Below are 12,718 nucleotides of genomic sequence, written 5' to 3'. Positions count from 1 at the left end.
GTTTCAGAATACGCCCATCAGTCCGAAACAGGCCCCGTTCAACAGCAGCGCGATGCCCGCGGTGATCCACAGGCCGAGCGCGGAATCGCGCCGGCCGCGGCGATGCAGCCAGATCCCGACCGGCACCACGAACACGAACTGCGACAAGCCGAACAGCACCCACACCCCGATCCCGGCGTAACCGAATTCGGCGTCGAATTGCGCGCCGATCATGGCCACGGCGAAGCCCAGCGGAATCACCATCAAGATGCAGGCGACCGCCCAGGCCACGCCAATGCCCCAATGGCCACGATCGTTCGGAAGCGGGTCCGGCCCGGACATGTTCATGCGCTGTGCTCCTCGTGCTGTGGCGGCCGCCAGGCGCGATCATGGCGCTCGCGCAACTGCGCCAGCAAGGCGCGGCGATCGTCCCGATAGAACAGGTTGTAGGTATCGAACGGAATGAGTTCGCCGTTCGGCTGCGCGATGTGCACGCAACTCTTCTTGACCGCGCGCAGGTCGAAGCTGTGCGCGTCGATGAACTGCATGATGATCACGCGGAACACATCGCGATAGGACAGCCCGGCCAGGGACTCGACATTCGGCAGGCAGCACAGCAGGTTCGACAGGTGATGCGCGCTGGCGTCCGGCGAATTCGCGGTCGAGAACAGCTTGAACACCTGTTCGCGCAACGCCGGATCGCGTTCGACGACGATCGAGTTGCGGCTGCCCTCGATCAGTACTTTCGGCTCGACGTACCGCGTCAGCGGCACCAGTTCGCCCCCCTGTTTGAGGGCATAGGCCATCGCCAGGCAGTCGGGATTGCATGGCACCGGCACCACGTCCGCCGGCGCGAACACCGGCGACTGTTCGAGGATGCGCCGGCGCACTTCGGTCAGGGTGAGACGATGCCGGGCGGGGTCGTAACCCTCGATGCGACCGGCCTCCTGGATCGGCTGGAAGGTGACGCCGCGCACGCACGGCCGCGACTTCGCGAAATCGATGATCGCACCGAGCTCATCATCGTTGACGCCGCGCATCACCGTGACCACCAGGGTCGTCGACAGGTCGTGCGCGTCGAGTGCATCGAGTGCGCGCAGACGGGTGTCGCGCAGTTTCGCGCCACGCAGGGTCTGCAGCGCGTCCTCGCGCAGCGAATCGAATTGCAGGTAGATCTCGAAGCCGGCGCGGTAGTCGGCGAGGCGACGCACGAAGTCCGGCTCGCGCGCGATGCGAAGACCATTCGTGTTCAGCATCAGGTGCCGGATCGGGCGGCGGCGCGCGGCATCGAGCACCTCGAAGAACTGCGGATGCAAGGTCGGCTCGCCCCCGGACAGCTGGACCACGTCGGGCTCGCCTTCGGTCTTCACCACGGCATCGAGCATGCGCTCGATGGTCGCGAGATCGCGGTAGCCCGGGCGATGCGGACCGGAATCGGCGTAGCAGATCGGGCAACGCAGGTTGCAGTGGTCGGTCAGTTCGATCAGCGACAGGCAGGCATGCTGCATGTGTTCCGGACACAGGCCGCAGTCGTACGGGCAGCCGTGGCGCTGCGGGGTCGCAAAATGCCGCGGCAGTTCCGGCGGCTTGATCCAGGTCTCGCGGGCGGCACGGTAATAGGCCGCATCATCGGCGATCAGCACACGCTCGCGGCCGTGTTCCGGGCACCACTTTTCCAGGTACACGCGCTCGTCCTGGATCAGGATCTTGGCCTCGACCCGCATCAGGCAGGTGCTGCAGACCGAGACCGCGCTGTCGTAGAACAGGTAGGGACGGACCTTGCTCATGCAGGATGCTCCGACCGGCCGCGCCACATGCGCGGCAATGAAGGCAAGTAGTACACGATCCCGAGCAGGGCCAGCCACTGCAGGCCGGACAGCCCGAAGGCGTAGACGTGCGGGATCGGTTTCAGCGACTCGATCGCCAGTCGCCACACGCAGTAGCCGAACATCAGCAGGCGGAAACGGTCACCGCGCGCATGCAGCTGCGGTGCCAGGGCCGCGATGAGTCCGCCCCAGCCGAGCAGGAACACGATTTCGTACAGCGCCGTCGGATGGCGCGGGATGCCGTCGCCATAGTCGAGACCGAACCCGGACGATGTCGGCAGGCCGGCGGTGTGATCGGAAAGCCCGGCAAGATGGCAGCCGATGCGGCCGACCGCCAGCGCGACGATGATCGGCCAGACGAAGGCATCGCCGGTGGACGCGCGCACGCCGATCCGCGACTTCGCGAACTCGACACCGGCGACGCCGCCGAGCAGGCCGCCGAGGATGGACTTGCCCTGCATCAGGTTCAGCGGATTCGGAAACTGCGCGAACGCGGTCGCCGGATCTTCCAGCCACCACGACAGACGGGCACCGAGGGCCGCGCCGAGAATCGCCCCGGCGATCACGACCAGTTGCGCACTGCGTGGCAGGGCCGCGGTGGTCGGGTAGCGTCCGCGCTCGTGGCGAAACAGCTGGAAGCCGAGCGCGTAGGCGATCAGCTCCAGCAGCAGGTGCCAGTGCGCAGGACTCACGCCGTCGGCGGCGGCGGCGGCGGTGCCGCAGGCGGCGCCATGGGCGGCGTCGCCGCCGCCGCTGCCGGGGCCGGCTTGCGACCACTACGCGACCAGAAGAACAGCGCCACCACGCCGACCAGGATGGCGCCACCGAGCAGCGGTCGGTAAAACACCCAGGCGATGCCGATGGTGGTCAGCGACAACAGCAGCGAGATCAGTCCGGTGACGACGCCGATGCCCCAGCTGCCAATGGTGCCGAGCATCGGCAGCACGTCAAGAATGCGGCTGATCGGCGCGAACACCATCGACAGCCCGAGCCACATCAGCAAGGTGCCGGCGGCGCGCACGATCCAGGTGATCATCGAATTGCGCGACTGTGCGCCTTCGAACATCGTTGCGGCCGGCACCGAACCGTCTTCGACCAGAAGGACCTCGCGGCCGTTCGATGCGAGATACCGATCGAGCTGGTCACCGACCTGCTTGGCGATGATCGAGTAGGTCGCTTCCGGCTGGTATTCGTAGCGCACGCGCATGTCGCCGATCTGCGGGCGTTCCGGATCGTTGCCACGGAACAGGCGACCGCTCGCGATGCGCCGGAATTCACCGAACTGCTCGGGCAATTGCGCGGTGATCGTGGCCGGCAAGTCCTGCCACTGGCCCATCGCGTCCCGCACCGGCTGCGCCAGCGTGAACGCGCCCAGCGTCACCGTGCCCGCGGCGAAGCTGTCCGAGCGGATGGGCCAGTCGGACGGATTCTCGTGCCCCTGGTCGTAGCGGAAGTCGCTGGAATCGACCGCATCGTCGTCCCATTGCTGCTCGTAGTCGTAGGTGGTGACGGTTTCGCTGCCGCCGCCCAGCTTCTTCTCTTCCCTGCTGCTGCGCTTCTCGACCCACTGGTACATCTCGACGACGCGGCGCAATTGCAGCGCGTCGACGGCAATGCCGGTGTCGTCGTCACGCGCTTCCGGGCTGGCGTCGACCTGCCCGGTCACATGCAGCAACTTGCCCTCGTGCTTCGGTTCGACCGCATCGATGCCGACATCGACGACGGCGCCCGCACCTTCGGCCAGCGCCCGTGCTTCGCCGATCGCGCGGCCTTCGTTCCACCACAGCAACGCGAACGAACCCAGGAACATCAGGCCGCCGATCAGGGCGCCGGACAGCGACTGCCCGATGCGCTTGCCCCAACCGGTGCGGGTGACTTCGGTGAATCGATCGGCCATGTGCGTGTCCTCGACTGGAACTGCATGGTGCGCAAAACGCGGCACGGCACGCAAGCGCGATGTTCAGTCGGCACCCATCCGGCGCCGCAGCATCAGGCGCAGGCTCCAGTACGGCGACGCTTCCGGGTCATGCCCCGGACGACGGATGCGCAGCGGCAGGTACAACAGTTCGACGGCCGACTGCCAGCGCGCGCCATGATCATGGCTGAAGCCGAGTGCGGCGTAGGGCCGCAGGCCGCGGCTGACCAGGGCCGAGCGATTGTCGTAGTCGCGCAGGTCGGCATGGATGCGAACCTCCGGCTCCATGCGCAGCCAGCCCAGGCTGGCGTGCCCCTGCCCGCGTGCACCCCAGTCGAATGCCGCCGTGCCTTCCAGCCCGTACTGGCCCAGTTCGATGCGGTCCCGCGACGGCCGCAGGCAACCGAACGGATTGCGGGCCGGATCGGCACTGCCGGCGATCGCGGCCGGGCAGGTGACGTCGCCGACCGCGGCGCCGGCCTGGCCGTGCAGGCGCGCCGACAGGGTCCAGCGTCCGCGCTGCAGCCAGCGTCGCCCCAGCGCCGCCGACACCAGCCCCTGCGCGTGCGCGCCATCGATCTCGAGCGGCGGGACCCAGCCCAGCTCGAACACGAATCGGTAGGGCAAGCCGAGCCACAGACGGGCCCGCCCGACCACGGGCGACTTGTTCAGATCCTCGCGCTTGCTGCCGCCGAGACCGACGTACAACGCGTCTTCGTCCAGCCGCGGCACGTGCCCGAGCTCGGCGCTGAGCGCATACGCACCGGGATCGAGCTCGGGACTGGCGCCATGGCCGGTGAACAGGGTCGACGCGGCCACATAGGCCATCGCCCAGGCGTCGGTCTGCTGGAACGGGATGCGGGTGCGGCTGTCATCGACCGCTTGTGCGCCGACCCCCACCGACAGCAGGGCCAGCAGCAAGGTCAGCGTGACGCGCCTCATTCCGCCGCGGTCGCGGCGGGTGCGGCCTGCAACGACCGGCAATACGCGGCCATGCCGGTGGTCTGCCGCGAAATCGGAATCACGCCGCTCACCCCTTCACCGGGAATGTCGTAGGTGACCGTGGCGTTCGAGCAGTCGGTGAAGTCGAGGGTCATGGTGCCGACCGGCGTCGTCGTGACGGCCTGGCCATTGTTGAACAGGCCGCCGCGGGTCACGTACAGCGTGAGCGGCGCGACCTTGCCGTTGTAGAGGCCGGACGCGGTCATCCAACGCTGGTCGGGGGCACCGATCTTGGCATCGATCGGCGCCAGTGCCGGCACGGCGGCCTTGTCGTAGGTGAACCAGGCCACGAACATGAATTTGTTTTCGGGCAGCAAGTCGATCAGGAAACCCTGGCCGCCGGTGGCCGGGTTGAACCAGGAACCGCCGAGCCCCTGGTTGATCACGAACGGCGGCGGCTCGGCGGCCAGCACCTGGACGATGCCGTTCATGTTGGTGGCGATGTCGGCGCCGGCCGAACTGTGCACCTGGCAGAAGTAGCCGAACTCGCCGACGCTGTTGAAGGTATGCGAGAACGACCACAACGACGACGACGCCGTATTGCCGAAGCTGCCGTCGTCGGCGCGGACGTTGTGGAAGCCGCCGCTGTTGGTCCAGCGCACGGTGTCGCCGACATGGATGGTCACGCTGTTCGGCGTGTAGCGGAAACTGCTGACGTCGACATCGATCGTCGCCGCCGACGCGGCGGCCGAGGCCAGGATCGACCACGCGAGCATGCAGGCCGACTTCGGCAAGAAGTTCATGGTAACGCCTCCGCAGAGCGCCTACCGCGCGAACGCGTCGACGCTAGCACCCTGCCCGATCCGGCGCATGTGCGTCCGGCGGACGTGGCGTCAGGCACGCTCGGCGAGCGCACGGATCTCGTCGTAGTGATGAATGCTGACCCCGCGCGCCGGTTCGGCCGCGACGATCAGCGTCGCCATCGCTGCAGCCACATCGCCCGCGGCGATGCCACGGTACCGCCGCGACGCGCCCGTCAGCAGCGGGCCGTATGCGCGCGCCGCGAGCTGCGCCAGGGATTCCATCGGCCGCGATTCTTCGCGCGCACCGAGCAGCTGCCCCGGTCGCAGCAGATCGACGCGGGTGAAATCGAGTCGTGCCAGATCGCGTTCGGCCTCACCCTTCACGCGCAGGTAGAACACGCGTGATGCCGGATCGGCCCCGACCGACGAGACCAGCAACACATGCTGCGCGCCATGACCGGCCGCGACCCGACCCCAGCGCACCGCCAGACCATGATCGACCGCCGCGAACATGGCCTGGCTGCCGGCCTTGCGGAGGGTCGAGCCGAGGCAGCAGGCGTAGGCATCCAGCCGATCGACGCCGGCTTCGCGCAGGACATTGACCAGGGTCTCGTCGCTGCGACTGATCGCATCGACCACCGGATTCACCAGTCTCGGGTGATCGACGCCGATCGCCCGGCGCGTCGGCGCGATCACGCGCAGATCAAGCGTTTCGTCGCGCAGCAGTCGCGCCAGCAATTCGATGCCGATCAGCCCGGTCGCACCGGCCAGCAGGATGGATCGCATGTCGGGCTCCGCGGTGGCTGGATACAGACCGTAACGCAACTGGATTCAGGACGTGAGACGTGGCTTCCGGCACGGTCTGCCCGCTGCCGGACGCGACTATTCTGCCGATGCGGACGACCGCGCGACCCTCAGGACCAGACCGATGTTCCGCTACCTGCTCGCAGCGATGTTCTGGTTCTCGATGCCGGTGTCGGCGACCGAACCGGTCGTTCCGCCGCCGACACCGACGCAGATCCTGGCCTTGCCGGCCGAGTTGCGTGCGGACTTCCATCAGCGCGTGCTCGATGTCGAGCGCTCGCCGCCGCGCCGTCTCGAACAGTTGGTCGATTACCTGTTCTTGCCGACCGGCCTCGGCATGCAGTACCAGGCCGACGCCACCTACACGGTCGCCGAAGCCTGGGCCGCGCGACGCGCGAACTGCCTGAGCTTCACCCTGCTCACGATCGCGTTGGCGCGCGAGGCCGGGCTCGAAGCCTACGGTCAGGAGATCTCCGAGATCCTGGCTTGGCGCACGGTCGAAAAGACCATCTATCTCTCGAACCACGTCAATGCCGGCGTGCGCATTCGCGGCAAGCGCCTGACCGTCGATGTCGCCCTGACCGAGGTGATCGCGACCGAACCGCCGCAGATGATCGGCGACGCACGCCTGTTCGCGCACTTCTACAACAATCGTGCGGTCGCCCTGTTGAATGCCGGCGATCTTGCCGCGGCGATGGTCCATGCCGAGGCGTCGCTGGCACAAGACCAAAACTTCGCGACCAGCTGGAGCAATCTCGGAGTGTTGCACCGCCATGCCGGCGATGAACAACGCGCATTCGCCGACTTCCAGCAGGCGCTGACGCTCGACACCGAACATCCCGGTGCACTCTCGAACCTTGCCATGTACTACAGCCGCAACGGCGAACGCCGGCGAGCCGGCATCCTGCTGGCGAAACTGGAATCGGTGCAGGCACGCGATCCCCTGCACCAGTTCATGCTCGCGCTCGACGCCGAACTGGGTCGCGATTTCGAAGGGGCGGCGAAACATTATCGACGCGCCATCCGTCTGCACGAAGGCGAACACAGTTTCCACTTCGGACTGGCTCGCGCGTACTTCCAGCTTGGCCAGACCCGTGCTGCCGAACGCGAACTGCGACGTGCGGAAGCCCTCAGCAGTGGCGAAGTGCGCGGCCGCTACCAGACCAAGCTTGAACACCTGCGCGCGCTCGCGCTCGCGCACTGACCGCCGATCGCCGTCAACCCCGTCCGTAGACCTGGTCGCCGTCGACGCCCGGCTGCGCCGAGTAGCGCTTGTAGGTCCACTGGTATTGCGTGGGTGCAATGCGGACGCAGGCTTCGATGCCCTGATGCAAGGCAGTGACGGCCGCGACGCGATCGCTGCTGGCAATCCCTGTAGCGGCAGGCAGAAAATGCAGATCGTATCCGCGCCCCTGCGGCAGACGCTCGGCGAATCCGAACACGACCGGCGCGGCCGTCTTCTCGGCCAGTCGCGACAGCAGGGTCATGCTCTTGCACGGCCAGCCGAAGAACGGTGCGAATTCGCCTTCGCCGCCCTTGGCGCGCTGATCGGGCAGGATGCCAAGGGTCATGCCCTGCTTCAGGCAGCGCAGCAACTCGCGCACGCCGGCGGCATCGGCGCGCACCTGGGTCGCACCGAGCTTGCCGCGCGCATCGCGCAACAGGGCTTCCCATTCGGGGTGCTGCGGCACGCGATACAGCAGGGCCATCGGACCCTGCGCGCACAGCCACAGATTCAGCAACTCCCAGCAGCCCAGATGGGGGGCGGCGACGATCACGCCGCGGCCCTGCGCCCTCGCGGCATCGAAGTACTCGCGGCCGTGCACGTTGCGGACCAGGGCCAAGGCACGCGCCGGCGGCGCACCCCAGACCTTGGCCAACTCGGTCAGGTTCTTGCCGGTCTCGACCAGCACCGCGCGCACGAAGGCATCGCGATCGGTCGCGCCGAGTGACGCACCGACCAGTTCGTGATTGCGCCGCGCCACTCGCCATTCGCGCGTCTTCAGCAGGCCGGCGAGACGGCCGACGAGCGCACCGACGCCGTGCAGCCACGACAGCGGCAGGTGCGCCGCCAGGCGCATCAAGCCCGCCGCCGCACGCACCTTGAAGGGCGCCGCAGCTAGTTCCGCCATGACGACTTTCGACACGACGTTCGACACAGGCATTCATCACGCATCCTGCGATCATCCCCGATCATGGCCCTGATCGGAAAGCCGGCGTGATTGCATTGATCCAGCGAGTCAGCGAAGCGCGCGTCGATGTCGCGGGCAAGACCGTCGGCGAGATCGGCCGCGGCCTGCTCGCGCTGGTCGCCGTGGAGCCGGACGATGGCGAAGCCCAGGTCGAACGCACCCTGATGCGCCTGCTCGGCTATCGGGTCTTCGAGGACGAGGACGGCAAGATGAATCGGTCCCTGCACGATATCGCTGGCGGCCTGCTGCTGGTCTCGCAGTTCACGCTGGCGGCCGACACCCGCAAGGGCATGCGTCCGAGCTTCACCTCGGCCGCACCGCCCGAGGCCGGTTTGCGCTGGTACAACCGGCTGGTCGAACGCGCCCGCGCCGCACACACGGTCGTCGAGACCGGCCAGTTCGGTGCGAACATGCAGGTGCATCTGGTGAATGACGGCCCAGTCACGTTCTGGCTGCAGACGCGCTAAGTTCGCGGCTTCCCCGGAGCGATCCATGAACCTGGACGAATTGAATTGCGCGTCGACCGATGCCTTCGCAGCGCGGCTGGCCGATATCTTCGAGCACTCGCCCTGGGTGGCGCAGCGCGTCGCCGCGCACAGGCCGTTCGCCGACATCGGGGCGCTGCATGCCGCGATGTGTGCGGCGGTCGCCGGTGCCGGTGCCGACCTGCAGATGGCCCTGATCCGCGCGCACCCGCAACTGGCCGGCAAGGCCGCGATTCGCGGGGAACTGACTGAGTCGTCGCAGCAGGAACAACGCGGTGCCGGGCTCGACCAGTGTTCGCCCGAGGAATTCGCCGAGATCACCCGACTCAATGCCGACTACGAGGCGCGCTTCGGGTTTCCGTTCATCATTGCGGTGAAAGGCCACACGCGCGACTCGATCATCGCGAACATGCGTGCACGCATCGCTCACGGCCGCGACGCTGAAATCGTCGAAGCGCTGACGCAGATCGAACGCATTGCGCGCTTCCGGCTGGATGCGTTGCTTTCCTGAGCGCGTCGGCACAGCATCGGCGCCTCGCAATGAATCGCGACCCGTGGGTCGCTCCTACCAGAGATGGAAACGTCATGGCCTTGCCGCAACTCGATTTGAATGCGCCCGATTTCACCCGTCGCTACGTGAATCTGGCCGATGCCCGCCTCGGCGCGCAGGCGCTGGCCTGCAGCGACGATTTTTTCGCCGAGATGTCGCGCATGCTGAATCCGGAGCCGGCCGTGTTCGTGCCTGGCAAGTACGACCAGAACGGCAAGTGGATGGACGGCTGGGAAAGCCGGCGCAAACGCGGCCCCGGCCATGACTGGTGCATCGTTCGGCTGGCGCGGCCGGGCGCGCTGTTCGGCGTCGATCTCGATACCAGCCATTTCACCGGCAACTATCCGCCGGCGCTTTCGCTCGAAGGCTGTGATTGCGCGAGCGATCCGGATGCGAACACGTCCTGGTTCCCGGTGCTGGCTTCGACGAATCTCGGCGGCAATGCGCATCATTACGTCGCACTCGACGGTGCGCGGCGCGTCTCGCATCTGCGCGTGAACCTGTACCCGGATGGCGGTCTCGCCCGCCTGCGCGTGTACGGCGTGCCCGACCCGAAACTCGCGCAGCCGGAAGCAGACGGCCTGATCGACCTCGTCGCCGCATTGAACGGCGGCACCGTGGTCGCCGCGAACAACCAGCACTTCGGCCTCGCGTCGACCCTGCTGATCCCGGGCCGCGGCGTGAACATGGGCGATGGTTGGGAAACCCGCCGCCGTCGCGAGCCCGGCAATGACTGGTGCATCCTCGCGCTCGGCCAGCCAGGCGTGATCGAGGCGATCGAAGTCGACACGGCCCACTTCAAGGGCAATTACCCGGACCGCTGCTCGATCCAGGCCACGAACGCCGCCGGCGGCACCGCCGAGTCGATGGTCACGCAGTCGATGTTCTGGCCGGTCCTGCTGCCCGAACAGAAGTTGCAGATGGATCATCAGCACCATTACCGCAACGACATCGTGTCGCACTCGCCGGTCACGCACGTGCGCTTCAACATTTTCCCGGACGGCGGCGTCTCGCGCCTGCGTCTGCGCGGCCGCATCGCCTGAGGTTTCCCATGCATCCGATCCGCTCGATCGTCATCGCGTCCTCCACACTGCTCTTCGGCGCGACGGCCGCCGCGTCCGACTGGGCCGTGGTCCACGCCGGGCATCTGCTCGATCAGCCCGGCCAACCGGCGCGTGGTGCATCGACGCTGGTGATCCACGACGGTCGCGTGCAGTCGGTCCACGACGGTTTCGTCGGCGCCGATGCACTGCCCGACGTGCCCGACGACGCGACCGTCATCGACCAGCGCCAGCGTTACGTGTTGCCGGGCCTGATCGACGCGCACGTGCATCTGACCTCCGACCTCGGCGGGCAGGAAGCCCTGATCGCCGAGTTCACCCGCAATGTCGCCGACCACGCCTATGAGGCGGCGTTGAACGCGCGCAAGACGCTGGCCGCCGGCTTCACGACCGTGCGCAATCTCGGCGACGAGGATTACGTCACGCTGGCCTTGCGCAACGCGATTGCCGCGGGCAAGGCGGAAGGACCCCGCATCCTCGATGCCGGCCGCGGCATTTCCGCCACCGCCGGGCATGCGGATCCAGGCCTCGGCCTGAACGAGGACCTGCGCGAACAGGCGATGCGCGGCGCGACCATGTGCGACGGCGTCGAATCCTGCCGGCGTGCGGTGCGCGAGCAGGTGGCGCATGGCGTCGACTGGATCAAGATCACCACCACCGGTGGCGTGAACAGCCGCATCGGTGCCGGGCTCGGCGTGCAGTTGTTCGACGACGAAGTGCAGGCGCTGATCGACACCGCGACGATGTACGGCAAGAAGGTCGCGGTGCACGCGCATGGCAACGACGGCATCCTGATCGCGCTGCGTCATGGCGCCGCCTCGGTCGAACACGGCACGCTGATGGATCGGGACAGCATCGCGCTGTTCAAGCAGCATGGCGCCTACTACGTGCCGACGTTGTCGACGATCAATGGCTACAAGGAACGTCTGGCCGCGAATCCCGATGCGTATACCGGCGAGGTGCTGAAGAAGATCCGCTGGCGCATCGACATCACCGGCAAGTCGCTGCGCGCGGCGCACGCAGCCGGCGTGAAGATCGCCTTTGGCACCGACGCCGGCGTCAGCAAGCACGGTCGCAATGCCGACGAGTTCGAGCTGATGGTGCTGCACGGCATGTCGCCTGCGGAAGCGATCCAGGCCGCGACCGTGAATGGCGCCGACCTGCTCGGATTGTCGAACGAAATCGGCCGGCTCGCGCCCGGTTATGCCGCCGACCTGATCGCGGTCGATGGCGACCCGCTCGCCGACGTGACGACGCTGAAGCAGGTGCGCTTCGTCATGAAGGGCGGCGACGTGTTCATGCCATGAACGACGCAACACCCGATCCGGTGACGACCTTGCGTGTCGAACCACTGACGCGCGAAGCCTTCGCGCCGTTCGGCGAGGTGATCGCGTTCGGCGCCGCGACCAAGGTGTTCCCGATCAACAACGGGACAACGCAACGCCATCATGCGCTGGCGCGTGTCGACGTCGGCGCCGGTCACGGACTCATCAGTCTTGCCCGCGCCGAACCGCGCACGCTGCCCTTTGCGGTGACGATGCTGGAACGCCATCCGCTCGGCTCGCAGGCCTTCATCCCGCTGTCGAAGACGCCGTACCTGATCGTCGTCGCCGAATCACCCGATCACCCGCCACGCTGCTTCCTCGCCGCCCACGGCGAAGGCGTCAACTACCACGCCGGCACCTGGCACCACCCGCTGATCGCACTCGACGAGGTCAGCGATTTCCTGATCGTCGACCGCGGCGGCGAAGGCCACAACTGCGACGAGGCGAGCATGCCGCGGACGTGGTGGATCCTCGATGTGCCTCGGGAACTGCGAATCGACGACGAATACGTCGCCAGCCTCGAACATGATCTGATTCTGAATCGACTGGCCGCGTACTTTGGCACTCGGGTCGGCATCGACATTTCTTCGACGGACGCCCCGCTGTGCGCTCGAATCGACTTCCATGGCGGCACCGACCGCGAGTTCTGCTTGGCGCGCAACAGTCCGGACTTCGATATCGCCCCGCATCTCGACTTCGTTTCTCGCGTGCTCGATGACACGCGCGGGGACTGGACGATCGTGTTGATGGACTGGACCGCCGACCCGGAGCGCGAGATCGGCCGATATCGCAAGCCGGCAAGTTGACGCCACGGACCCACAGCGCTTGAATGCCGA

14 protein-coding genes are annotated in these 12,718 nt (G+C 67.1%); 6 read left to right on the top strand and 8 right to left on the bottom strand.

Annotated elements, in window-relative coordinates:
- Positions 1-3 precede the first annotated feature (3 nt).
- The 7 genes from IPP28_02625 to IPP28_02595 all read right to left on the bottom strand — a co-directional run bounded on the left by IPP28_02625 (position 4) and on the right by IPP28_02595 (position 6,251).
- Positions 4-327, bottom strand: coding sequence for a hypothetical protein (locus tag IPP28_02625; protein MBL0039947.1), 324 nt, complete (start codon positions 325-327; stop codon positions 4-6).
- Positions 324-1,766: a radical SAM protein gene (locus IPP28_02620; GenBank protein ID MBL0039946.1), complete on the bottom strand. Its 1,443-nt coding sequence runs from the start codon at positions 1,764-1,766 to the stop codon at positions 324-326. The genes IPP28_02625 and IPP28_02620 overlap by 4 nt, the downstream gene beginning before the upstream one ends.
- Entirely contained in the window at positions 1,763-2,497 is a 735-nt protein-coding gene (locus IPP28_02615; protein MBL0039945.1) for a prolipoprotein diacylglyceryl transferase, read from the bottom strand. Before IPP28_02615 ends, IPP28_02620 begins: the two co-directional genes overlap by 4 nt.
- Entirely contained in the window at positions 2,494-3,702 is a 1,209-nt protein-coding gene (locus tag IPP28_02610) for a TMEM43 family protein (protein ID MBL0039944.1), read from the bottom strand. Before IPP28_02610 ends, IPP28_02615 begins: the two co-directional genes overlap by 4 nt.
- A gap of 63 nt (positions 3,703-3,765) precedes the next feature.
- Positions 3,766-4,662, bottom strand: coding sequence for a hypothetical protein (locus IPP28_02605; GenBank protein MBL0039943.1), 897 nt, complete (start codon positions 4,660-4,662; stop codon positions 3,766-3,768).
- On the bottom strand, positions 4,659-5,465 hold the full coding sequence (locus IPP28_02600) for a hypothetical protein (protein MBL0039942.1): 807 nt from the start codon (positions 5,463-5,465) through the stop codon (positions 4,659-4,661). The genes IPP28_02605 and IPP28_02600 overlap by 4 nt, the downstream gene beginning before the upstream one ends.
- Before the next feature lie 90 nt (positions 5,466-5,555).
- Complete coding sequence (locus IPP28_02595; protein ID MBL0039941.1) at positions 5,556-6,251, bottom strand: oxidoreductase; 696 nt, start codon at positions 6,249-6,251, stop codon at positions 5,556-5,558.
- A gap of 142 nt (positions 6,252-6,393) precedes the next feature.
- Between IPP28_02595 and IPP28_02590 the strand changes: the two genes are divergently transcribed.
- Positions 6,394-7,473: a tetratricopeptide repeat protein gene (locus IPP28_02590; GenBank protein ID MBL0039940.1), complete on the top strand. Its 1,080-nt coding sequence runs from the start codon at positions 6,394-6,396 to the stop codon at positions 7,471-7,473.
- 13 nt (positions 7,474-7,486) lie between these two features.
- On the opposite strand, the gene IPP28_02585 is transcribed toward IPP28_02590, so the two are convergent.
- Positions 7,487-8,401: a lipid A biosynthesis acyltransferase gene (locus tag IPP28_02585; GenBank protein ID MBL0039939.1), complete on the bottom strand. Its 915-nt coding sequence runs from the start codon at positions 8,399-8,401 to the stop codon at positions 7,487-7,489.
- An 86-nt stretch (positions 8,402-8,487) separates the two neighbouring features.
- Between IPP28_02585 and IPP28_02580 the strand changes: the two genes are divergently transcribed.
- The 5 genes from IPP28_02580 to IPP28_02560 all read left to right on the top strand — a co-directional run bounded on the left by IPP28_02580 (position 8,488) and on the right by IPP28_02560 (position 12,688).
- A complete protein-coding gene (locus tag IPP28_02580; protein MBL0039938.1) occupies positions 8,488-8,928 on the top strand; it encodes a D-tyrosyl-tRNA(Tyr) deacylase in 441 nt (146 codons plus the stop codon).
- A 25-nt stretch (positions 8,929-8,953) separates the two neighbouring features.
- On the top strand, positions 8,954-9,457 hold the full coding sequence (gene uraD, locus IPP28_02575; GenBank protein MBL0039937.1) for a 2-oxo-4-hydroxy-4-carboxy-5-ureidoimidazoline decarboxylase: 504 nt from the start codon (positions 8,954-8,956) through the stop codon (positions 9,455-9,457).
- 74 nt (positions 9,458-9,531) lie between these two features.
- Positions 9,532-10,539, top strand: coding sequence for an allantoicase (alc, locus tag IPP28_02570; protein ID MBL0039936.1), 1,008 nt, complete (start codon positions 9,532-9,534; stop codon positions 10,537-10,539).
- Between the two features lie 8 nt (positions 10,540-10,547).
- Positions 10,548-11,864, top strand: a complete 1,317-nt coding sequence (locus IPP28_02565) for an amidohydrolase family protein (protein ID MBL0039935.1) — start codon at positions 10,548-10,550, stop codon at positions 11,862-11,864.
- Entirely contained in the window at positions 11,861-12,688 is an 828-nt protein-coding gene (locus tag IPP28_02560) for an ureidoglycolate lyase (GenBank protein ID MBL0039934.1), read from the top strand. The genes IPP28_02565 and IPP28_02560 overlap by 4 nt, the downstream gene beginning before the upstream one ends.
- The last annotated feature ends 30 nt before the right edge of the window (positions 12,689-12,718 follow it).

It is taken from the genome of Lysobacterales bacterium, assembly GCA_016721845.1.
In the GTDB taxonomy this organism is placed as follows: domain Bacteria; phylum Pseudomonadota; class Gammaproteobacteria; order Xanthomonadales; family Ahniellaceae; genus JADKHK01.
This window is presented reverse-complemented; position numbering and strand designations above follow the sequence as displayed.